Raw genomic sequence first — 22,071 nt, forward strand, 5'->3', positions numbered from 1 at the left:
CGTACAACGTGCCTGTCCTGGTCGTGCGCGTTCCTGGTTTGCAGCCGTTGACGATTCGATGTCATCGCCAGTGGCGCGGCAGCGCGCCCAAGGAGGAGAAGGAACCCGAATTCAGGGTCTCGGACGCGGATTCGCGGGCGCTCGTAGAGGAATTCGGCTTGGCCGCCAACCTGAAAAACTAGCCCGCTTACCTTCACGAACAATCTGAGCGACGAGGAGTCCAAGGCCGTCTACGACCCAACGGCGCACGCGCGAGACGTCTCGCCTCGAGCCCGGCGCACGGCGGTGCGGAGTTCCACGATCCGGTTGCCCCGGACATCGCGCTCGGCGGCGGCGTGTTCGAGGCGCCACCCGGCTGCCTCGTCGGCTCGTAAAATTGAGCGCCATGCAGCCTTACCGTGACCTCGGCGCGTACGAGGACCGAGCGATGTCGTACGACCACGGTTGGCGCGGGCGGTTGCATCATGCAATCAGCGAGCGCACCGCGGCGCTGGCAACGTCCACAGTGGCTGCGCCACAACAAGTTCTCGATGTCGGTTGTGGGACGGGGTACCTCCTTCGAGCGCTAGCAGCCAACTACCCCGGCGCCCAGCAGCTTGTCGGGATCGACGCCGCTCCCAGCATGATCGAGACCGCTAAGAGCCTCGCCCGCGATAACCGGCTGACGTTCAGCACCGGGGTCGCCGAGCAGCTGCCCTTCCCCGACGCGTCGATGGACCTCGTCGTGAGCAGCACATCCTTCGACCACTGGTCTGACCAAGGTGCAGGCCTGGTCGAATGCGCGCGCGTACTACGCCCGGGTGGCCATCTGGTGCTGGTTGATCAGTTCTCCCGCTGGTTGATCCCCACGCTGGCAATCGGCCGGCGGGGCAAGGCCAGGACGCGCGGCCGGGCGCAAAATCTTCTCCGGCAGGCGGGATTCGATCGTCCCCAGTGGCATCGACTGCACGCCGTCATCATCAACGCCGCCGTGGCAGCCAAACGCGATTAGCGGGTACTAGGGGCGCGGTTGTACGTCCACGCTGGGTGGCCGCGGCGATGGCTCCGGGCGCGACGAGCGGCGCACGACGCTGAACGCGACTCCCCCACCCGCCAGCGCCACGACGGCGGCGCCTGCGATCACCCACGGCCGTTTGCCCCGGCGCTTTTTGCGCGCATCCTGCAGCGCCTGCGGCAGGTTTGCGACCACCTCCTGCGCGGCGGCCAGCTCCTGGGCGATGGCTTCCTGCGCGGCGCTGAGCTCGCGGGACAGCTGACCCTCGCGGTACCGGCGACGAAGCTCGGAAGCGGTCGACTGCGTGGAGTGGATTCCCAGTCCAACGATGCCTCGGGTGACATCCACCGGTCCCACCGCGGAGTACCTCAGGCCGCGGGTCAGTCGTTCCCGGGGGGTCAGCCGGGCCTCAGCCTTCGCGCTCATCTGCAGCCTTTCTCTGTCGCTTGTGCACCGAATACCTGACAGACTGCCACCACTGGGATTCCTGCGCAGGCACCGGGTGCGGGCAGGCTCGCACGCAGTGGCAGACTGTGATCCCGTGACTAACAGCCCCATTCAGACTGCCACCGCCACACTGCACACCAACCGCGGCGACATCAAGGTCGCCCTGTTCGGCAACCACGCGCCCAAGACCGTCGCCAACTTCGTCGGTCTGGCGCAGGGCACCAAGGAGTACTCGACGCAGAACGCGTCGGGTGGCCCGTCGGGCCCCTTCTACGACGGCGCGGTCTTTCACCGGGTGATCCGGGGCTTCATGATCCAGGGCGGCGATCCAACCGGCACGGGCCGCGGCGGCCCGGGCTACAAGTTCGCCGACGAGTTTCACCCCGAGCTGCAATTCGACAAGCCCTATCTGCTCGCGATGGCCAACGCCGGCCCGGGCACCAACGGTTCCCAGTTCTTCATCACCGTCGGGCCGACGCCCCACCTGAATCGGAAGCACACCATCTTCGGTGGGGTGACCGACCCCGAGTCGCAGCGTGTCGTCGAGGCAATCGCGACGACGGCCACCGACGGCAACGACCGGCCCACCGACCCCGTCGTAATCGAGTCGATCACGATCGCTTAGCCCCGCCGCGCCGCGCCCGCCGCGCTCCGCCGCGCCCGCGCCCCGCCGCGAAGGTGCGCAGAATGCCAGCGACGACGGCGTGTCGCTGCGCCGACACGCACGCTCGGCGGCGGGAGGTAGCGCCCTGGCTCAGCGGCTTTTGCGCCCGACGTAACCGGCTGCGGTGAGCGCGTCGAGCACATGCGAGGGATCGGTCCCGAGGTCCCAACGGGAGAAAATCAGCAGTCCCCCCTCGACCAGCTCAATGTCGAGCATGCGGATCTTGCGGCCGTAGCGACTGAACTCGGTGAGCCGAATGATCTTGATGTCGGAGCGCCGCAATAGCTGCGTGCGAAATGGCCCCCGGACCACCAGCTCTTCCCCGGCAATAGCCAGCTTGGGGCGCGCACGCCAGGAAACGCCCGCAAACAAGATCAGACCCAGTGCGGCAATTCCGGTTAGGATGCGACCCGGCGCGTCTGTGACGAGGGTCACACTTCCGATAGCCATCAAAATACCAACGAGGGCGCAACCAGCCATTGCCGCCGCAGGCGGCCCCCACTCAGTTTGCTGCATGCCCTGACCCGACTCTCCCACCTCTGCTGATCCAGTTATCCACAAGTGCTATCAACAGTGGGGATGAATCACACGCGTGTGATTGGCCGGTCGGAAGGTTGCTGGCTCAGTAAATAATCCATAGCAAAATAAATCCATTACGTCTGAGTGAATACTCAGTGCCAGCGCATGGTGAGCAACAATCCGGTGATCATAAAAGCGAACGCTATCGCGTAGTTCCACGGACCGAGTTGCGCCATCCAAGTCAGTGCGGGGGGCGCCTGGCTTCCGACGGCGGCCAATTGGAACACCATCAACCAGACCAGGCCGATCAGCATCAGCCCGACAAAAAAGGCAACAAACCACATGCTCGACGGCCCGGCCTTCACCTTCATCGGCGTGCGGCTCACCGTCCGGACCGTAAAGTCGTTCTTCTTGCGGACCTTGGACTTGGGCATGATTACCTCGTGATACCTCGGGACTAACTCGGGGTGCGACGATAACGACAACAACGGGCAAAGCGCGGCTCGATTTGTCCTAGAGCCTAACGCACGGGGCCCCTTGACCTGGAAAGCGCCGAAGTGGAGCACCGATGATCGACCCGCGCCGCTCGCCGTGGCGTTTCGGTGTGCCCATCGTGTGCCTGCTGGCCGGGCTGCTCCTGGCCGCGACGCACGGGGTATCCGGCGGCGCCGAGATCCGCCGCAGCGACGCCCCACGCCTCGTCGACCAGGTCCGTGAGACGCAGTCCTCGGTCAACCGGCTCAGCGCCGAACGCGACGCGTTGGCCAAGCAGCTCGACTCGGCCCATGGGCGGTCTACCGACGCCGCGTTGGCGGCCATGCTCAGGCGAGCCGACGAACTGGCCGGCGACGCGGGCGTGAACCCGGTGCACGGACCCGGCCTGGTGGTGAGCCTCGACGACGCGCAACGCGACGCGAACGGCCGTTTCCCGCGCGACGCGTCGCCCGACGACCTCGTGGTCCACCAGCAAGACATCCAGGCCGTCCTCAATGCGCTCTGGAGCGCCGGCGCAGAGGCCATCCAGATGCAGGACCAGCGCATCATCGCGTCTTCGGTGCCACGTTGCGTCGGCAACACCTTGCTACTCAACGGGCGCACCTACAGCCCGCCCTACAAGATCACCGCGATCGGCAACGCGCCGGCCATGCAGGCAGCCCTGGGCGCGGCTCCCCTGGTGACGTTGTACAGACAGTACGTGATCCGATTCGGGCTTGGCTATGAGGAAGAGGTCAAGTCCGACGTGCAGATCGTCGGCCACTCCGAGGCGGTGCGGATGCATTTCGCGCAGCCGTTGGGGCCGGTCGGGTACTGAATCGGTAGCCTGGCACGATGCGGATCCTGGTCGTCGACAACTACGACAGCTTCGTGTTCAACCTGGTGCAGTACCTCGGCCAGCTTGGTGTCGGGGTCGACGTGTGGCGCAACGACGACCACCGCTTGTCCAGCGAGTCCGCCGTTGCCGCCGCGGCCGCGGAGTTCGACGGCGTGCTACTCAGCCCGGGGCCGGGCACACCGGAGCGCGCGGGCGCGTCGATCGGTCTGGTCCGCGCGTGCGCGGCGGCGCGGACCCCGCTGTTGGGGGTCTGCTTGGGGCACCAGGCCATCGGCGTGGCGTTCGGTGCCACCGTGGACCGCGCACCGGAATTGCTGCACGGTAAGACCAGCAGCGTGTTTCACTCGGATGTCGGTGTGCTGCAAGGACTTCCGGATCCCTTTACGGCGACGCGGTACCACTCGCTCACCATCCTGCCGGAGTCGTTGCCGGCCGTGCTCGAGACCACCGCGCGCACCCGCAGCGGGGTGATCATGGGCGTACGCCACACCGAATTGCCGATCCACGGTGTGCAGTTCCACCCGGAGTCGATCCTCACTGAGGGCGGGCACCGGATGTTGGCGAACTGGCTCGTCTACTGCGGGTGGACGCGGGACGACACGCTGGTGCGTCGGCTGGAGAACGAGGTCTCGGCCGCGGTCCGTCCACACATCCCCGCTACTGACCGAACTTCAGCGTAATGACCCCGTCCTTGTTGACCCCGGACCCCGCCGCCGGGCTCTGGTAGACCACTCGATTGTGTTGGGCGCCACCGATATCGACGTCGGGGCCCTTGTCCAGCACGCCATTCCAGCCCAGAGCCCGCAGCCGAGGTTCGGCGTCGGTCCAGAACATGCCGGACAGGTCGGGCATGATGAATTGGTTGCCTTTCGACACCTGCAGCTCGATCACCGTGTCGACCGGAACCGTCTGGCCCTTGGCCGGATTCGTGCCGATCACCTCACCGGCCGGTTTCAGGCTGTCCACTGGGGTTTGGGTGATCTTGGTGAAGCCGTAGACGCTGAGGTTCCGCTGCGCCACGTCGACGGTCTGGCCCGTGACGTCGGGGATCTGCTTAGTCTCCGGCCCGGTGCCGATGATGATCGTGATGACGTTGGTGATCGCCGACGTTTGATTGGCCGGCGGGTTGGTGCCGATCACCTTGCCCGCCTGGTCCGGGGTCGACGGCGAGTTCGCCTGCTTGAAGTTCTTGAATCCGGCGCTGGTCAGCTTCTTGACCGCGTCGGCATAGGTCATCGAGGAGACGTCGGGCACCTCGCGCTGCTCGGGCCCGGTGGACACGTTGATGGTGATCACGTCGCCCGCGCCCACCGAGGCGTTGGCGCCGGGGTCGGTGCCGATCACGTGGTCGGGTGGGATCGTCGAGTCGGGCTTTTGCAGGGTGCGTGTCTTGAATCCCTTGTTCTGCAGCGCGGCGATCGCGTCGGCGGACGCCTGCCCTCGCACGTCGGGAACCTGCACGTCGCGCGTGCTGCCGCCGAAGGTGTTGAAGGCGATGACGACGGCGATGGTCAACACCGCGAGCACGGCCACCGCGATAGCCCAGCGCCCCACCGAAGCGCCGCCGCGGTCACGGTCGTCGTCGAGGACCTGGCGGGGCAACGGATCGGTGCGTGGACCGCCGAGGCCTGAGGGCCCCGACGACGACAGCAGCGAACTGCGTTCGGCGTCGGTGAAGACCTTGGGCGCCTCGGGCGGCTCCCCGTTGTGCACCCGGACCAGGTCGGCCCGCATCTCGGCCGCGGTCTGGTAGCGGTTCTCCGGATTCTTGGCCAGCGCCTTGAGGACGACGGCGTCGAGGTCGGCGGAGATGCCCGAATGCCGTTTCGACGGCGGAATCGGGTCTTCGCGAACGTGCTGATATGCCACCGCCACGGGTGAGTCACCGGTGAAAGGTGGCTCGCCGGTAAGGATTTCGTAGAGCACACAGCCCAACGAGTAGACGTCGGAGCGGGCGTCGACTGAGTCGCCGCGAGCCTGTTCGGGCGACAGGTACTGCGCGGTCCCGATCACCGCCGCGGTCTGTGTGACGCTGTTGCCACTATCGGCGATCGCGCGGGCGATGCCGAAGTCCATCACCTTTACCGCGTTGGTGGTGCTGATCATGATGTTGGCCGGCTTGACGTCGCGGTGGATGATGCCGTTCTGGTGGCTGAAGTTCAGTGCCTGGCAGGCGTCGGCGATGATCTCGATGGCGCGCTTTGGCGGTAGCGGGCCGTCGGTGTGCACGATGTCGCGCAGGGTGACGCCGTTGACGTACTCCATGACGATGTAGGGCAGCGGGCCGGCGGCCGTTTCGGCCTCCCCGGTGTCGTACACCGCGACGATCGCCGGGTGGTTCAGCGCGGCGGCGTTTTGCGCCTCGCGCCGGAACCGGAGATAGAAGCTGGGGTCCCGGGCCAGGTCGGCGCGCAGCACCTTGACCGCGACGTCGCGGTGCAGCCGGACGTCACGCGCCAGGTGAACTTCGGACATGCCTCCAAAACCGAGGATGTCGCCTAGCTCGTAGCGGTCGGACAGGTGTTGAGGGGTGGTCATTGCGTGGTCTCGTGTCGCGGCGTGGGTTGGTGCGGCGTCGGCGGGACACTCCGGGCTGCTTCGGGGCTCCTGCTTTGCTGTCCAGAATCGACCACTGCCCCGTCATTCGTCCAATTGAGGTGCAGCGTCGGCCCAGAGCCGCTGGGCGTCTTGCTGGCCGGTGGGTTATCCGTCTGGCTGACGGTGGGGACGTTCGATTGTTGCGGCGCGTTGTCGCCGCTGTGGTTGATCACAATGAGCACGGCGATGATGATCGCCAGCGCACCGAGCACTCCGGCGGCCCAAAGCAGGGCGCGCTGACCCGACGAGAAAGTGCGCCGGGCCGGCGGCGGCCGGTGCCCGCCGGTGCTGGGCCGGGAGCGGCGGGGCGCGGGGGCCCGAGTGGTGGTGGCGGCGGCGATTCTCGTCTGCGCGCCCGGTATGGAGGCCGGTGCGGCACGACCCACCGGAGGCGTCTGACTGGGCCGGGGTGGCCGCCGGCCCGCCCGCACGGCGGCGACGGCGTCGGCGAACGGCCCGCCACTGCGGTAGCGCATCCCGGGATTTTTGACCAGCGTTATCTCGATCAGTTCGCGCACATTTGGCGGCAGCTCGGGCGGCAGGGGCGGCGGCGGTTCTTTGATGTGCTTCATCGCCACCGTCAGGGCACCGTCACCGGTGAACGGCCGCTTACCCGAAACCACTTCGTAGCCAACGACTCCCAGCGAGTAGACGTCGCTGGCCGGCGTCGCGTCGTGGCCCAGGGCCTGCTCGGGCGCAATGTATTGGGCCGTGCCCATCACCATGCCGGTCTGGGTCACCGGCGCGGCGTCGACGGCCTTGGCGATGCCGAAGTCGGTGATCTTCACCTGGCCCGTCGGGGTGATCAGGATATTGCCCGGTTTGACGTCGCGGTGCACCAGGCCGGCGGCGTGGGCAATCTGCAGAGCCCGGCCGGTCTGCTCCAGCATGTCCAGCGCATGCCGTAGCGACAGCCGGCCGGTGCGCTTGAGCACCGAGTTCAACGGTTCGCCGTTGACGAGTTCCATCACCAGATAGGCGGTGCGCCCCTCCCCGTTCAACTGGCTTTCGCCGTAGTCGTGGACGGCGGCGATCCCGGGGTGGTTGAGCATGGCCGTCGTGCGGGCTTCGGCACGGAACCGTTCGATGAACTCCGGGTCCTGGGAGAACTCGCCTTTGAGCACCTTCACCGCGACGCGCCTGCCCAGCCGGTTGTCCACCGCCTCCCAGACCTGACCCATGCCGCCGGTGGCGATCAGGCGCTGCAGGCGGTACCGGCCAGACAGCGTCACACCGACCCGGGGGCTCATGTCTCGCCTCCCGCTCGCTGCGGTCCTCGCTCGTTCCGCGCTGCGATCCGCACTCGCGTCGTCTTCGGGAAGCTCATGGTCCCCCTTGCAGCGCCGCTTCGATCACAGCCCGCCCGATCGGTGCGGCCAGCGCACCTCCGGTCGCGGACAGGCGATCGGCGCCGTCCTCCACGAGCACCGCTACCGCGACCTTCGGCGTCTGTGCCGGCGCAAACGCGATGTACCACGCGTGCGGCGGCGTGTGACGCGGGTCAGTGCCATGCTCTGCGGTACCAGTCTTGGATGCGATCTGCACGCCGGGAATCGCCCCTTTCTGTTGTGCGACCTTCTCGGCGCCGATCATTAGCTCTGTTAGCTTAGCGGCGACCTGCGGCGAGACCGCGCGGCGCTGCTGGTACGGGACCGTGGTGCTGATGTTGCTCAGGTCGGGACCCTTGAGGCTGTCGATCAGGTAGGGCTGCATCATCACGCCGGCATTAGCGATGGCCGCGGCCACCTCGGCGTTCTCCAGCGGTGTCAGCGCGACGTCCTTTTGCCCGATGCTCGACATCCCCAGCGCGGCACCGTCCGCGATCGGTCCCACAGTTGATTCGGCGACCTGAAGTGGTATCACGCTCGGGGTGCTGTCCAGCCCGAACGAGCGGGCCATGCCGCGCAGCGCGTCGGCGCCGGTGGACAGGCCCAGCTGGACGAATGCGGTGTTGCATGACAGGGCGAACGCCTGGCTCAGCGACACGGTGGGATCGCTGCCGCAGGCCGTGCCGCCGTAGTTCTCCAGGGTGGCGGTGCTGTCGGGCAGCGTGATCGTGGCCGCCGCGGTCAACTGTTCGGTGTCGGTCGCCCCCGCCTGCAGGGCCGCCGCGGTGGTGATCACCTTGAACGTTGAACCCGGCGGATACGTCTCGGCGATGGCACGGTTGGTCATGGGCGACGTGGGGTCGTCGCGCAGTCGCTGCCAGGCCTGGGCCTGCTCGTCGGGATTGTGCGACGACAGCAAGTTCGGGTCATAGGACGGTGACGACACCAGTGCCAAGATCTTGCCCGTCGAGGGTTCCAGGGCCACAACGGCGCCCTTGCACGGCTGCCCACCGCAACCCTGCTGCATGGCGTCCCAGGCCGCCTGCTGGACTCGCGGATTGATCGTGGTGACGACGTTGCCGCCGCGGGGATCGCGGCCGGTGAAGAAGTCCGCCAGGCGCCGGCCGAACAGCCTTTCGTCGGACCCGTTCAACAGGGAGTCCTCGGCGCGTTCCAGCCCTGTGCTGGAGTACCGCAGCGAGTAGAAACCGGTGATCGGGGCGTACACCGCAGGGTTGGGATACACCCGCAGGAAGCGGTAGCGGCTGTCGGTGGCCACCGAGTAAGCCAGCAGCTGCCCGCCCGCGGTGATCTGCCCGCGCTGGCGCGAATACTCGTCGAGCAGCACGCGCTGATTGCGCGGGTCGGCGCGCAGTCCGTCGGCCGTAAACACCTGCGTCATCGTGGCGTTGAGTAACAACAGCACGATCAACGCCATCACGGTCACCGAGATCCGGCGGAGAGAGGCGTTCATACCCGCTCGATCACCTCGGTGCCGGCCGCCGCGATCGGCTGCGTATCGCGCGCGCGGGTGCGTAGCGGACGTCGGGCGCTGTGCGAGATGCGGACCAGGATGGCCAGCAGCACATAGTTGGCCAGCAGCGAGGACCCGCCATAGGACATCCACGGCGTGGTCAACCCGGTAAGCGGAATCAGCTGGGTCACCCCCCCGACGACGATGAACAACTGAATGGCCAGCGTCGAGGCGAGACCCGCGGCCAGCAGCTTGCCGAAGCTGTCGCGCGACGCGATCGCGGTACGCAGTCCACGCACGATGACGATCGTGTACAGCATCAGCAGGGCGGCCAAGCCCACTAGTCCAAGCTCCTCACCGAACGCGGCGATGATGAAATCGGTCGACGCTTCGGGCACGGTGTCCGGCTGACCGTTGCCGAGCCCCGTGCCGAAGATGCCACCGGTGGCAAAGCTGAACAGCGACTGCACGATCTGATAGCCGCTGCCGTCGGGGTCTGCGAACGGATCCCACCACGTTTGCACCCGAACCCGGACATGGGCGAAAACGAAGTACGCCACGGTGCTTCCCGCCGCGAACAGCACCAGGCCGATGACGACCCAACTGAACCGCTGAGTGGCCAGGTAGACCACCACCAGAAAAGACGCGTATAGCAACAATGACGTGCCGAGGTCCTTCTCGAAAACCATCACACCGATCGAGATGACCCACGCCGCCAGCAGCGGGGCGAGATCGCGGGGCCTGGGCAGGGTCATGCCCCTGAGGTGCTTGCCCGCGCTGGTGAACAAGCCACGTTTGGCCACCAACACCGCCGAGAAAAAGATCAGCAGCAGAATCTTGGAAAACTCCGCGGGCTGAATTGAGAACCCCTGCAAGCGAATCCAGATCTTGGCTCCGTTCTGCTCGGACAGCGACGCCGGCAGCACGGCGGGTACCGCCAAAAAAACCAGACCCGTTAGTCCGCAGATGTAGCCGTACCGCGCGAGCTGACGGTGGTCCTTGAGAAAGGTCACCACGAGCGCGAACGCCGTCACGCCGACGAGGGTCCACAGCATCTGCTGAGTCGCGCTGGGGTGATGATGCCCGCGCACGTCGTTGTTGGCGAGGTCGAGCCGGTGGATCATTACCAGCCCAAGTCCGTTGAGCAGCGCCACTATTGGCAGCAGCAGGGGGTCGGTGAACGGTGCGAAGCGCCGGATGGCCAGATGTGCACATCCGAATAGGCTCAGGAAGGCGAGCCCGTAGCCGGCCAGCGCCCAGCGCAACCCGCGCTCCTGGTTCGCCTCGACGATGACCAACGCCGCGACGGTGATCACGGCCGCGAAGAACAACAGCAGCAGTTCGGAATTGCGCCGAGTAGGCAACGGCGGGGTCACCGTTACCGGCGGCTGCAGTTGTGTCGTCATGGCGTGGCGCGGCAGTCGACGCCGGGTTGTTGCGGCGCGGCCGGGTGCGTGGTCGTCGTCGGCGAGGCCGTGGTGGGGGTCGGCGAGGTGGTTGTCGGGCTTGTGGTGGTGCTGGGCGGCCCCCCGGTGGTAGTGGTGGGCGTTGTTGTCGGCGTGGGCGATGTCGCGCTGGGTTCTGGCGGCGCGGTAGCGGTCGTGGGTGCGGGAGTAGTGGAAGTGCATGGCTGCAGAGGGTGGGCCGTCAACTTCTTCAACTGCGCCTGCGCCTCGTCCAGGCTGCCGGACGGCAGGCCCGTCGCAAGCTGTGCGCGTTCGGGAGCGTGCAGGTCCGACGGCTGCAGCAGATGGCAGCCGGGTTGTCCGCGGGATTGGTCGTAGGTAATGATGCGCAGGTCGTTGTTGGACTCCAGGCAGCCCACGTAAACGGGGTTTTGTAGCTGCCACCCCAGCAGCGATCCCTGAATCCCCCGCATTATGGATACCTTGCCGTGGTATTCGGCGACGTAGTAGTTGTTCCGGATGACCGTCCACGCGACGGCCAAGCCCGCAAGCACCAACAGCACCACTACCGCGAACACGATAGCCATCCGCCGCCGCGACCACCGGCGCCGTGGCGGCGGATCTTCTTGCGGCGAAACGCGTTTGGCGACCCCCTTGCGGGCACCGATGGCCGAGGCCCGGCCGGCGGCGGTGTTGGGCACGGTGGTGAATTGGTCGTCGTCGCCCGATACGGCCCCGGCGAGAATCGGCTGGGTCTGGCCATAGTCATAGTCGACGACGTCGGCGACGACGACGGTCACGTTGTCGGGTCCGCCACCGCGCAGGGCGAGTTCGATTAGGCGGTAAGCACTTTCGGCAACGTCGGGAATCTGCAAAGCTTCAAGGATGGTTTCGTCGCTTACCGGGTCGGACAGCCCGTCCGAGCAGAGGAGGTAGCGATCACCGGAGCGGGCTTCGCGCATGGTGAGTGTGGGCTCGACCTCGTGTCCGGTCAGCGCCCGCATGATCAGCGAGCGCTGGGGGTGACTGTGCGCTTCCTCGGCGGTGATCCGGCCCTCGTCCACCAGGGTCTGGACGAAGGTGTCGTCCTTGGTGATCTGGGTCAACTCGCCGTCGCGCAACAGATAGCCGCGCGAGTCACCGATGTGCACCAACCCAAGTCGGTTGCCCGCGAACAGGATTGCGGTGAGTGTCGTCCCCATGCCCTCGAGGTCGGGCTCCATCTCGACCTGCGCGGCGATGGCCGAGTTGCCGGCACGCACCGCCATATCTAGCTTGCCCAGCAGGTCGCCACCGGGTTCGTCGTCATCGAGGTGCGCCAACGCAGCGATCACCAACTGCGACGCCACCTCGCCGGCTGCGTGGCCGCCCATGCCGTCGGCCAGTGCCAGCAACCGTGCGCCGGCGTAGACCGAATCTTCATTGTTGGCGCGCACCAAGCCGCGGTCGCTGCGGGCGGCGTAGCGCAGGACTAGGCTCACGGGCGCAGCTCAATCGCCGTTTTGCCGATCCGGACCGGCGTACCGAGCGGAACTCGTACCGCAGTCGTCACCTTCGCCCTGTCCAGGTATGTGCCGTTGGTCGATCCTAGGTCCTCGACGTACCATTCCGAACCGCGCTGAGACAGCCGCGCGTGGCGCGTCGAGGCGTAATCGTCGGTCAGCACCAGGGTGGAATCGTCAGCGCGTCCGATCAGCACGGGTTGTCCGCTTAGGGTGATGCGCGCACCCGACAGGGCGCCCTCCGTCACCACCAGGTAGCGCGCCGCGTGCCGGCGCTGGCGCGACGGCAGCAGCGTGCCGCGTAGCGCCAGGCCGCGACGCACCATGACGGCGCCGGTCGGCGCGTAGATATCGGTTTTCAAGATCCGCAGCACGGACCAGATGAACACCCACAACAACATCAAGAACCCCGCACGCGTCAGCTGCAGTACTAGTCCCTGCATCTGGCGTCCTTTCCGTCCTGGCTCATCAGCAACGTCACGATACTTGGACGGTGGTCGTCACGGGGCGCAGCGTGGCGGCTTTGACCGGGCGTTCAGTGGATGCGGACGATGATCTCGGAGTGACCCAAGCGGATTACGTCGCCGTCGGCCAACTGCCACTCTTGTACCGGTGAGTTGTTGACGGTGGTGCCGTTTGTGGAGTTGAGGTCGGAGAGTAACGCGGCTTGTCCGTCCCAGCGGATCTCGAGGTGACGTCGGGAAACACCCGTGTCGGGCAACCGGAACTGAGCGTCTTGCCCACGTCCGACGATGTTTGAGCCCTCGCGCAGCTGGTAGGTTCGGCCGCTGCCGTCGTCGAGCTGAAGGGTCACGGCCGTCCCCGGGGATCCATACCCGCCTTGCGCGTAACCGCCGTAGCCACCGCCGGCCGGCTGGCCGTAGTCGGGCGCACTCGCTTGGCCTGCCGACTGGGCTCCCGATTGTCCATAGTCGTACTCGCGGCCGGGCTCCGCGTACCCGGCGCCGTACCCGCCGGCGGGAGGCGATTCGGCGTACTGGGTGTAGTCGCCGGCGCCGTAGTCTTGCTGGCCGTATCCGCCGCCTTGCTGATAACCCTGGTCGTACCCGCCTTGATCGGGGTACGTGGGACGCTGCGGCTCAGGTGCGGCGGGCGGAGCGTAACCGCCTTCGTCCTGACGGGCCGGGCCGCGCCCGTAGTCGCCGTAACCGCCGTAGCCGGGCTGCCCACCGGGAGGAGCGCCGTAGCCGCCGCCCTGCTGTTGGTAGCCCGGGTCATACCCTTGCGCGCCTTGCCCGCCCTGGGGGCCGTAACCCTGGGCCGGGCCAGCCGGCGCGGGGGGACGTTGTTCATACGACGGCGCTTGGTAGCCGCCCTGGTCGGGGTAGCCGCCCTGGCTGGGGTAGCCACCCTGCTCCGGGTAACCACCCTGGCTGGGGTAGCCCCCCTGGCTGGGGTAGCCGCCCTGGCTGGGGTAGCCGCCCTGCTCCGGGTAACCACCCTGCTCGGGGTAGCCGCCGTGCCTGGGATAGCCGCCCTGGTCGGGGTAGCCGCCCTGGCCGGGGTAGCCGCCTTGGTCCTGATAACCGCCCTGCTCCTGATGGCGGGGCGGCGGGTAGCCATGCTGAGGCGGGTAACCGCCCGGCTCCGGCGGATAGCCCCCGCGGGGATCTGGCCCCCCTTGCGGATCCTGGCCACCTTCTTGCGGGCGCGGGTATCGATCGTCGTAGTACTCGTCAGGCCGCCCCTGCCCCTGACCGCGGTAGCTCGGATTGTCAGTCATCGGTGGTACTCCTGGTTCTGCGCCAAACGCGTGATTGAATTGTGGCCGGGCGGAATCGGTGACTGTCGGGCGGGGCTCGACGTCGGGGTTGACAGCACCGCGGGCGCGGAACTGACCGGTGTGCAGGTTCGATGACTGCTCGAACCGAACGACCACATCACCATACGTTTGCCACCCCTGTTCTTGGATATAGTCCGACAAGTACCGAGCAAAAGCGCTCGACGTGAGTTCCGGGTCGGCCCCCAAGTTCTCGAAGTCGTGCACACCGAGGGTAATGAAGTACTCGTTGGGTGCCAAAAGGCGATTCCCCCGCAGCGACCTGACGCCGTCGGCCGCTTCGCGGCGCAGCATGGCTTCCACCTCTTGCGGGACGATCGACCCCCCGAACATCCGGGCAAACGCATCGCCAACGGTCACCTCGAGTCTGCGCTCGATGCGCTGAACCAGTCCTTTCTGGCTACCCATCTTTCAGCGCTCGCCTCACTATGCCCTGGTATATCGCCGGCGCAAGCAAACGGCTCGCCCGCGTGTCCTGCTAACCAAGCATGGTATCGGGACACCGCGGCGCTGGGGCAGCGTGAGAATCGTGAGAATCGCGGCGCTTCGCTGGGCCGAGGTCCCGGCGGCAATTTGGGACGGGCAGCTATTACAGTGGTAGGGTCCTCCGGTTGTTTCGGGCGAGTGGCGGAATGGCAGACGCGCTGGCTTCAGGTGCCAGTGTCCTTCGGGACGTGGGGGTTCAAGTCCCCCTTCGCCCACAGTTGTGATGAGTCGAGTCATGGGTACACATGAGTCGCGTCATCGGTTACAGATTCCCCGGCCATCGGCCGGGGTTTTTGCTTTGGTTGCGCCAGTAGTTGCGGTCGGGGTCGATGTGGTGGCTACTGAGGAGGCGGTGGTGGGTTTTGCTGACCACGGTGACGGTGCCCAGGGTGCGGGCGATCTGGGCGCGCGGAGTTCCTCCTTGGTCGAGGGTGTGGGCGGCGGCGATGGCTGCAACCATGTCAGGATCGCTTGCGTCGTTGCCTGACCGGCGGCACCGACAGGGTGGGTACCGACCGACGCATGAACTGATCGAAGTGAGGGACGGTGAATGCGGCATACCCGTGATTAGGCGTATAAAGAAGGCCCTTCTCGATCAGTCCGGATCGAGTTGGACCGCACTGCTCCGATGTTCGGTCGAGGAGACGGGCGACCGCGCTGGCGAGCTGCGGCTCAGGACCAAGTTCAGCCATGGCCCTGAGATACGCCTGTTCCAGTTCTGTGGCACGATCCAGCCGCACTCGGAAAAAGCTGCCGTCGAGCTTGTCCTCATACACAAGCCTGGCCTGCTCGACATCCCTGCGTGTGATTTGGTTGTTGGAAGCCAAAGGCCAGACCGCATAACCGAGTTCCTGGAGGAAGTAGGGATATCGCCCCGTCACTTCACCTGCAAGTTGCAGCGCCGCACCTTCGAAGTTGACACCCTCTGCGGCCGCAGGTTGAGACAACGCCGCACGGGCGTCTTCCTCGGAAAGCACCCCGATGTCAGGAAACTTGAAAAGCCGTTCGGCGTAGGACTTTGCCTCTCCGGCCAGTTCGGCGATCTGGGGCAAACCTGCGCCTACCAACGTGATTGGAAGCTCTCGTTGCACAGTCTTATGTATCGCAGCGACCACAGCTTCCAGTTGTTCACGGCGCAGAAACTGAATCTCGTCAAGCAATAGAACGACGCCGGTCTGGTGGTCGGCAGCCGCCTCACCCACGGCCACAAGGAGTTCAGTCAAGTCGGTGGAAAGATCGCCAGAGTCGGCGACCCCTTCTGCCGCACCGGTGTCCAGGCCGGCTGTGATCCTTCCGTCCGGATCAATGGCGACCGTAAACGATTTGATCACCGCGGCTAGTCGGCGCGCCCGGTCACCCCAGCGTGCCTTAGGCGACATCTGCAAAAGAGCTGATCGAAAGCCTCGGGCAAGCTGGCGACGGAAGTCGTCATTGTCATGCTTGCTTACTTCGATCTCGATGGTGGCCCAGTTACGGGCGTCAGCCTTCTTGTTGAACTGGCCCAGCAACACCGTCTTGCCAACTCCGCGTAAGCCGGTGATGATCATCGATTGCTCCGTGCGTCCGCGTTCAAGCCGCGCTAGCAAGAGATCGAACGAGGCGAGCTGGTCGTCCCGACCAACCATCAGGGGCGGCTTAGCGCCCGCGTTGGGTGTGTATGGGTTGGAGTGCGGATCCATTACAAGCTTTATAGCATCTTATTAGTTTTAGATAAAACCTACTTAGACTAACAAGACGGAGCGGCCCCGGTGCTCCATCGTGAGTACGCAGACGGGTACGTTTCCGTCTCGACGAATGGCGATGAACTATGACAGTTGCTTGGACAAACCCAGAGGTCAGTCCCAGTTTTTTGGCTACTGCGCGAGGCCGACCTGCTACGCCGCCAACAGGCCTGGGACGAGGCCGTCCACGACGCACAGCAGGCCTACGTCCTCGACCTCAACCGTCGCGACCTGACCGACCAAGTCACTCGCCGGCGCCAGGCCCACAACATGCGCCAATACGCCGACCTCCTCGAGGAGTTCGCTGGTAGCGCCGATCATGCTGCGACTGCGGAATCGATCCGAGGATGCCAGCGGTTCGCGCGTGGCGAAGCCGTTTACCGTCTAACCGGAACAGCGCGCCGACTAACGATGGGAGCCGCACAGTTGGACATCGATCCCGCCGCCACCGCCTGGCTACTGGCCAGCACCGCCCTGGTGTTGCTGATGACGCCCGGGCTGGCCATTTTCTACGGCGGCATGGTGCGCACCACCGGCGTGCTCAACATGATCATGATGAGCTTCATTTCCATACCCCTGGTCACGGTGGCATGGCTGCTGGCCGGTTACAGCCTGGCGTTCTCCGGCGATGGCACGGGTGGGTTGGCGGACGGGCTGGTGGGGGGACTGGCGCACGCCGGGATGCGTGGAATCGGACCTCAGACCCTGCACGGATCGGTTCCCGAACTGCTGTACGCCACCTTTCAGCTGACATTCGCGATCATCACCGCCGCCCTGGTCAGCGGCGCCATTGCCGACCGCGCCAAGTTCTCGGCCTGGATAGTGTTCGTGCCCTTCTGGTCGCTGGCCGTGTATTGCGTTGTCGCGCACTGGGTATGGGCGCCCACCGGTTGGTTGTCCAAGATGGGGGTGCTCGACTACGCAGGTGGACTGGTCGTTGAGATCGTCTCGGGCTCCTCGGCGCTCGCGCTGGCGCTGGTGCTCGGCCCGCGCATCGGCTTCAAGGTGGAGGCCATGCGGCCGCACAACCTGCCGTTTGTGCTCCTCGGGGTCGGGCTGCTGTGGTTCGGCTGGTTCGGTTTCAACGCCGGTTCGGCGTTGGCCGCCAACGGATTCGCAGCGGCGATCTTCCTCAACACCTTGGTCGCGGGGTGCCTGGGCATGCTCGGATGGCTTTCGGTGGAGCAGATCCGCGACGGCAAGCCCACCACTTTCGGTGCCGCCTCCGGAGTGGTCGCCGGCTTGGTGGCGATCACTCCGTCGTGCGGGACTGTGAGCACCTTCGGCGCCGCTGTCGTCGGGCTGGCGGCGGGAATCGTGTGCTCGTTCGCGATCGGGCTGAAGTTCAAGCTCAACTACGACGACTCCCTCGACGTGTTGGGCGTGCACTTCGTCGGCGGAGTCGTCGGTGTGTTGTTAATCGGGCTGCTCGCCACGGCGGTGATGACCCGCGGCCCGCAGGGGCTTTTCTACGGTGGCGGACTGGGCCAACTCGGCAAGCAGGCTCTGGCGATGGTGGTGGTGGGTCTCTACGCCTTCGTCGTGAGCTATGTGCTGGCCATGCTGATCGAGCGTTTCATGGGTTTCCGAGTCAGCCGCGAGGACGAGGTGAGCGGTGTCGACCTCACCCAGCACGCCGAGACGGCCTACACCGAGGGCGTCTTAGGACACCAGCAGTTGCACCGCCCGTTGCTGGGTGAGCAGGAGGTGTTCCGGCCCGGCCCGGGTTACGACGAGGACTGAAACCCGCCACTGACGCGGTGTAACAAGGGTGCGGTCTCGGAACCTGTTGTCGCCGAGGCTAATTCCCGCCGCCACCGCCGCAGCCGCCGCCCCCGCATCCGCTTCCACCGCCGCAACCACTGCTTCCCCCGCCGCACCCGCTCCCTCCGCTACAGCTGCTCCCGGCACTGCAGCCGCTGTGCCCGTGATGCCCGTGCCCGCCGTGATGCCCGCTGTGCCCGCCGTCGGCGCCCGCGGAGCCGGCAGTCCAGATGTTGTTGTCGTGCCCGCCCCGACCCCGGCCACCCCGTCGCGCGTGTCCGCGCGCGCGGGCGCGTGCGGCTTTTCTTCGGAACAGCACAAATGCGACAGAGACGAACACCACGAGCAGGATGACGACAAACCAGACACCGGCACCGGCACCGTTCATGCGCAAAGGGTACGCGGGTTGAGCTCGCTGCATAGAGTGGACAGGTGCGGCGCCGGCGGGAGGATCGATACGACAGAGCAAGCGCCGCGGTGGCCGAGCTGGAACTTCCCGCAGCCGTCTTCAAGACGTGTCCGTGGCAGCCGCGGACCCTCGTGGAGACCGGTCTGCGCCAGTGGCTTCGCTGTTGCGCACCGGCGTCTGCGGACTACCAGGTCATCGGCATGCCGTCTCGCGCTGTCGACGAGGCATGGCACGGCCTGATCCTGTGCACCGCTCTGTATTCGGCGTTCTGCGAACGCGCTTACGGCACCTTCCTGCACCACCACCCGGAGGGCGGCGCACCCCTGGACATCCCGGGAGCCGGCGATCCGGCGGACGAGCAACTGCGCAGGACGGTCATCGCGTGGTCGCTGGTCGCGCGGCCCGGCGAGCAGTGTGTCCTATGGGATTTGGATGAGCGGGTGGGCGTGGAGTGGCCTTGGGGCATCGATACCCGTCTCGTTCTGCAGATCCAGGCCGCCATTGCGACCACTACCCGCTCCGCCGCGCGGGGCGCCGACAAGTCAAAGGTCGGCCGCGCTTAACGGGTGAGCAGCACCCGCATCTTTCGGCGGTGACGGCGCCACGCGATGGGCATTAGGCTACCCTAAGCTAATGCGCCGCGCCGCGTGGTGCCGGTGGCACGTCGGCCTAGTCCTGGTGGACCCGCCAGCGCCCAAATGCGGGGATGCGCATGGGGAGGGATCCTGCTGAAGACGCTATGTAAAAGTCCTGGGCGCTCATGACGGGCCCCGTGTGGATGGCCTTGCCGCCCGAGGTGCATTCCGCGCTGCTGGTCAGTGGCCCAGGTCCGGAATCGTTGTTGGCCGCCGCGGCGGCCTGGCAGTCGTTGAGCTCCGAGTACGCATCCACGGCGGCCGACCTCGCCAGCGTGCTAAGCGCGGTGCAGGCCGGCGTGTGGCAGGGCCCGAGCGCTGAGGAGTACGTCGGCGCGCACGCGCCCTTCCTCGCTTGGCTTGCGCAGGCCAGTGGCAAGAGCGCCGCCACAGCCGCCCAGCATGAGGCAGCCGCAACCGCGTACACAACGGCGCTGGCGGCGATGCCGACGTTGGCTGAGCTGGCGGCCAACCACGTTGTGCATGGTGTGCTCGTCGCCACGAACTTCTTCGGCATCAACACAATCCCGATCGCGGTCAACGAGGCCGACTACGTCCGCATGTGGATACAGGCCGCCACCACGATGAGCACCTATGAGACCTTGAGCAACGCGGCAACCAGCGGCGTCCCGGCCACCGCGGTCGCACCGATGGTGCTCAAGTCCGACGCCACCGACGCCGCCGCCGCCAATCAGGTGACCGCCGCGGCACCCGCCGCCGACTCGGGCAGCCAACTGAACCTCGTCGACCTCATCACCGAGTTTCTGCAGGGTTACAGCAACCTCGTTCAGCAGATCTACGCGCCGATCACCAGCTTTCTGCAGGACCCCGTGGGAAACACGGTCAAGCTGATCACCCTTTTCCTGACCAACCCGCAAGAGGCGCTGGTGGTGTATGGGCCGTTCCTGTTCGCCGTTGCCTACCAGGCTTTCAGCTGGGTCGGAGCATCGCTCACCTATCCCCAGCTACTGCTGGACCCGCTGCTGGGGATGACGCTCGGCATCGTGCTAGGGGCTGCTCAGCAGTTCCTGGCCCAAGCTCCGGCCGCGGCCGCGGCGGCAGGGACTGGGCTGGTGCCCTTCGCGCAAGCCGCCCACCCGTCGACGTGGCCGGTCGTGGGCCTGGCGCCCACCACGGTGGCGAGTCCGGTCGGTGCGTCCGTCGCGTCGGCGGCGGGGAGCGCGGGAACGGCACCGGCGCCGGCCGCACCCGCCGCTCCGGCCACGGCCCTGGCCTACGCCGTCGGTGGCTTCGACCCCGACGAGGGTTTCACGCCCACGTTGGGCGGCAGGGGCGGCGTCAAGGCGCCGGCGGTCGGTGTCCCCGCCGCCGCCGTGGGGGTGTCCGCGCGGGAGAAGCGACGGTCCCGCCGTCGACGCAAGGCCACGCTCCCGGAGCACCAGTACGCCGACGAATTCATGGACTACGACGACGGTCCCGAGTCGAACGCCGGGGCGGAACCCTTCGTGGCCGCGTCAAGCGCGGGCGCGGGTGTGATGGGCTTCGGCGGGACCGCGGAGAAGCGGGACGTCGACGCGAGCGGACTGATCACGCTGCCCGCAGACGCATTCGGCGGTGGCCCGACCCGGCCGATGCTGCCCACCACCTGGGGCGCCGACCGTTAGGTCCGGGCTGCGGCCTACCGCTCGACGTCGTCGGTGATGTCGTCGAACTCGGGATGTTTCTTGAGCACTGTGGCGACCATCGAGCACACCGGGACGATGCGCCTACCGTCGGCGCGCGTTGCGTCTAAGGCCTCCTCGATCAGGATGGTCGCCAGGCCGCGTCCGCCGAAGTCCGGATCGATCTCGGTGTGGCGGAAAACGCGCTGATTGCCGCGGTCGACGAAATCGGCGTGGCCGACGGTTTTGCCTCCAACGGCGATGCTGTACCTACCTTTGTGCGCCGTGACGGTCGCTTCCGCGCCGGTCTTGTCGGCAGTCATGTGTGCTCCTTTGTCGACGGGGATCGCTACGGGGACCGATCTGGCGCCGGCCTGGGTAGCAGACGGGTGGTGGGCAGCGGCGAAACCGCACGAGGACTCAGCACTTCGGTATCGACGAGACTCACGCCCCGCGACGCACCACGGGCAACTTCGGTCGGCGAGGTCTTCAGATTGCTCACCGTGCCACGCTACGCCTTACCTACCGGGTGGTCGCAGGACCTTCATGGCGATCCGCATCAAGGGCTCGGGTATCCGATCCCGCATCGACAACGCGGCGTCGGCAGTCCTGGATCGCAGCGGAGTCCCACGACCGAACACCCGATTCAAGGGGCCACCCGACGGTTCGAGTACCACATGCAGCGGCGGGGTGTCGACCGCCGCGCCCAGCGCGTTGGCGATAACCATCCGCTGAATCTCACTGGTGCCCTCAAAGATGGTGTACAACTTGGCATCTCGATACCACTTTTCGACGGGATGGTCGGTGATATAGCCCCAGCCGCCCATGGTCTGGATGGCGCGTTCGGTCGCCCTGACCGCGGCCTCGCTCGCAGCGAGCTTCGACATCGAGCCCTCTCCCCGTTCGAACGGGACTGAGTTGGCGGCCATCCAGGAGGCGCGCCAGGTCAGTAGCCGAGCCGCGTCGATCTGAGTTGCCAAGTCCGCCAACGGGAATGAGATGCCCTGATTGTCGATGATGGGTCCGCCGAACGCTTCTCGCTCGGTCGCGTAGGCCGTCGCGTACTCCAGCGCCGCGCGGGCGATCCCGATCGCTTGGGCCGCCACCATCGGGCGGGTCTGCTCGAAGGTGCCCAGTGTCGCCGAACCGGAGCGTTTCCCGCCGGCAACCACCTCGCGGGCCTTCGCGAGCTTGTGGTCGAGCTTTTCTTGTCCCCCCAGCAGATTGGCCGCCGGGACCCGCACCCCGTCGAAGCGCAGCTCGGCAGTGTGTGAGGCACGGCAACCCAACTTGTCGAGCTTGCGCACCAGTTCCAGCCCGGACGCGCCGCCGGGCACGACGAACAGCGCCTGGCCGCGGTGGCCGAGT

23 protein-coding genes and 1 tRNA gene are annotated in these 22,071 nt (G+C 66.4%); 9 read left to right on the forward strand and 15 right to left on the reverse strand.

The window, feature by feature from the left end; genetic code table 11:
- Positions 1-182 (forward strand): hypothetical protein (locus JO236_RS05180; RefSeq protein WP_293325674.1); only part of this gene is annotated, 182 nt, incomplete at its 5' end.
- Between the two features lie 203 nt (positions 183-385).
- Positions 386-991, forward strand: coding sequence for a class I SAM-dependent methyltransferase (locus tag JO236_RS05185; RefSeq protein WP_293325677.1), 606 nt, complete (start codon positions 386-388; stop codon positions 989-991).
- A 6-nt stretch (positions 992-997) separates the two neighbouring features.
- On the opposite strand, the gene cwsA is transcribed toward JO236_RS05185, so the two are convergent.
- Positions 998-1,420 (reverse strand): cell wall synthesis protein CwsA, encoded by a 423-nt coding sequence (gene cwsA, locus JO236_RS05190; RefSeq protein WP_293325680.1) that lies wholly within the window; start codon positions 1,418-1,420, stop codon positions 998-1,000.
- A gap of 97 nt (positions 1,421-1,517) precedes the next feature.
- Here cwsA and JO236_RS05195 point away from each other — a divergent pair, with 97 nt between their 5' ends.
- Positions 1,518-2,066 (forward strand): peptidylprolyl isomerase, encoded by a 549-nt coding sequence (locus tag JO236_RS05195; RefSeq protein WP_293325683.1) that lies wholly within the window; start codon positions 1,518-1,520, stop codon positions 2,064-2,066.
- A 129-nt stretch (positions 2,067-2,195) separates the two neighbouring features.
- On the opposite strand, the gene JO236_RS05200 is transcribed toward JO236_RS05195, so the two are convergent.
- Together JO236_RS05200 and crgA are read right to left on the reverse strand one after the other, a co-directional pair.
- Positions 2,196-2,621, reverse strand: a complete 426-nt coding sequence (locus JO236_RS05200) for a PH domain-containing protein (protein ID WP_293325686.1) — start codon at positions 2,619-2,621, stop codon at positions 2,196-2,198.
- A gap of 155 nt (positions 2,622-2,776) precedes the next feature.
- Positions 2,777-3,058, reverse strand: coding sequence for a cell division protein CrgA (gene crgA, locus JO236_RS05205; protein ID WP_293325690.1), 282 nt, complete (start codon positions 3,056-3,058; stop codon positions 2,777-2,779).
- A 134-nt stretch (positions 3,059-3,192) separates the two neighbouring features.
- Here crgA and JO236_RS05210 point away from each other — a divergent pair, with 134 nt between their 5' ends.
- Positions 3,193-3,936 carry a DUF881 domain-containing protein gene (locus JO236_RS05210; RefSeq protein WP_293325693.1) on the forward strand — a complete coding sequence of 248 codons (744 nt, stop codon included), beginning with the start codon at positions 3,193-3,195 and terminating at the stop codon, positions 3,934-3,936.
- 17 nt (positions 3,937-3,953) lie between these two features.
- Complete coding sequence (locus JO236_RS05215; protein ID WP_293325697.1) at positions 3,954-4,637, forward strand: aminodeoxychorismate/anthranilate synthase component II; 684 nt, start codon at positions 3,954-3,956, stop codon at positions 4,635-4,637.
- Here JO236_RS05215 and pknB read toward each other — a convergent pair.
- From pknB to JO236_RS05250, 7 genes are all read right to left on the reverse strand, one after another.
- A complete protein-coding gene (gene pknB / locus JO236_RS05220; RefSeq protein WP_293325699.1) occupies positions 4,615-6,495 on the reverse strand; it encodes a Stk1 family PASTA domain-containing Ser/Thr kinase in 1,881 nt (626 codons plus the stop codon). The genes JO236_RS05215 and pknB overlap by 23 nt on opposite strands.
- The gene (locus JO236_RS05225; RefSeq protein ID WP_293325703.1) at positions 6,492-7,805 is read right to left on the reverse strand and encodes a serine/threonine-protein kinase; all 1,314 of its coding nucleotides are present in this window, start codon (positions 7,803-7,805) and stop codon (positions 6,492-6,494) included. The genes pknB and JO236_RS05225 overlap by 4 nt, the downstream gene beginning before the upstream one ends.
- A 73-nt stretch (positions 7,806-7,878) precedes the next feature.
- On the reverse strand, positions 7,879-9,357 hold the full coding sequence (gene pbpA, locus JO236_RS05230) for a D,D-transpeptidase PbpA (protein ID WP_293325706.1): 1,479 nt from the start codon (positions 9,355-9,357) through the stop codon (positions 7,879-7,881).
- Complete coding sequence (locus tag JO236_RS05235) at positions 9,354-10,763, reverse strand: FtsW/RodA/SpoVE family cell cycle protein (protein ID WP_293325735.1); 1,410 nt, start codon at positions 10,761-10,763, stop codon at positions 9,354-9,356. Before JO236_RS05235 ends, pbpA begins: the two co-directional genes overlap by 4 nt.
- Complete coding sequence (locus JO236_RS05240) at positions 10,760-12,244, reverse strand: PP2C family protein-serine/threonine phosphatase (protein WP_293325708.1); 1,485 nt, start codon at positions 12,242-12,244, stop codon at positions 10,760-10,762. The genes JO236_RS05235 and JO236_RS05240 overlap by 4 nt, the downstream gene beginning before the upstream one ends.
- Positions 12,241-12,708, reverse strand: a complete 468-nt coding sequence (locus tag JO236_RS05245) for an FHA domain-containing protein FhaB (RefSeq protein ID WP_293325711.1) — start codon at positions 12,706-12,708, stop codon at positions 12,241-12,243. Before JO236_RS05245 ends, JO236_RS05240 begins: the two co-directional genes overlap by 4 nt.
- A 92-nt stretch (positions 12,709-12,800) precedes the next feature.
- Positions 12,801-14,474 (reverse strand): DUF3662 and FHA domain-containing protein, encoded by a 1,674-nt coding sequence (locus JO236_RS05250; RefSeq protein ID WP_293325713.1) that lies wholly within the window; start codon positions 14,472-14,474, stop codon positions 12,801-12,803.
- A gap of 210 nt (positions 14,475-14,684) precedes the next feature.
- On the opposite strand from JO236_RS05250, the gene JO236_RS05255 reads away from it, so the two are divergent.
- Positions 14,685-14,767, forward strand: a tRNA-Leu gene (locus JO236_RS05255).
- Positions 14,768-14,814: 47 nt separating this feature from the next.
- On the opposite strand, the gene JO236_RS05260 is transcribed toward JO236_RS05255, so the two are convergent.
- The 3 genes from JO236_RS05260 to JO236_RS05270 form a co-directional block, all read right to left on the reverse strand.
- Complete coding sequence (locus JO236_RS05260) at positions 14,815-15,012, reverse strand: hypothetical protein (protein ID WP_293325716.1); 198 nt, start codon at positions 15,010-15,012, stop codon at positions 14,815-14,817.
- A gap of 1 nt (position 15,013) precedes the next feature.
- Positions 15,014-16,231: an ATP-binding protein gene (locus JO236_RS05265; RefSeq protein ID WP_293325718.1), complete on the reverse strand. Its 1,218-nt coding sequence runs from the start codon at positions 16,229-16,231 to the stop codon at positions 15,014-15,016.
- Positions 16,232-16,426: 195 nt separating this feature from the next.
- Positions 16,427-16,594, reverse strand: coding sequence for a hypothetical protein (locus JO236_RS05270; protein ID WP_293325721.1), 168 nt, complete (start codon positions 16,592-16,594; stop codon positions 16,427-16,429).
- Positions 16,595-16,684: 90 nt separating this feature from the next.
- Between JO236_RS05270 and JO236_RS05275 the strand changes: the two genes are divergently transcribed.
- The 3 genes from JO236_RS05275 (at position 16,685) to JO236_RS05285 (ending at position 20,706) form a co-directional block, all read left to right on the forward strand.
- On the forward strand, positions 16,685-18,016 hold the full coding sequence (locus JO236_RS05275; RefSeq protein ID WP_293325723.1) for an ammonium transporter: 1,332 nt from the start codon (positions 16,685-16,687) through the stop codon (positions 18,014-18,016).
- Between the two features lie 453 nt (positions 18,017-18,469).
- Positions 18,470-19,009 (forward strand): hypothetical protein, encoded by a 540-nt coding sequence (locus JO236_RS05280; protein ID WP_293325726.1) that lies wholly within the window; start codon positions 18,470-18,472, stop codon positions 19,007-19,009.
- A 197-nt stretch (positions 19,010-19,206) separates the two neighbouring features.
- The gene (locus JO236_RS05285) at positions 19,207-20,706 is read left to right on the forward strand and encodes a PPE family protein (protein ID WP_293325728.1); all 1,500 of its coding nucleotides are present in this window, start codon (positions 19,207-19,209) and stop codon (positions 20,704-20,706) included.
- Positions 20,707-20,720: 14 nt separating this feature from the next.
- Here JO236_RS05285 and JO236_RS05290 read toward each other — a convergent pair whose 3' ends face one another.
- The gene (locus tag JO236_RS05290) at positions 20,721-21,026 is read right to left on the reverse strand and encodes a GNAT family N-acetyltransferase (protein WP_293325731.1); all 306 of its coding nucleotides are present in this window, start codon (positions 21,024-21,026) and stop codon (positions 20,721-20,723) included.
- 195 nt (positions 21,027-21,221) lie between these two features.
- Positions 21,222-22,071 (reverse strand): acyl-CoA dehydrogenase family protein (locus tag JO236_RS05295; protein ID WP_293325733.1); only part of this gene is annotated, 850 nt, incomplete at its 5' end.

The organism is Mycobacterium sp. (assembly GCF_019247635.1).
GTDB lineage: Bacteria > Actinomycetota > Actinomycetes > Mycobacteriales > Mycobacteriaceae > Mycobacterium.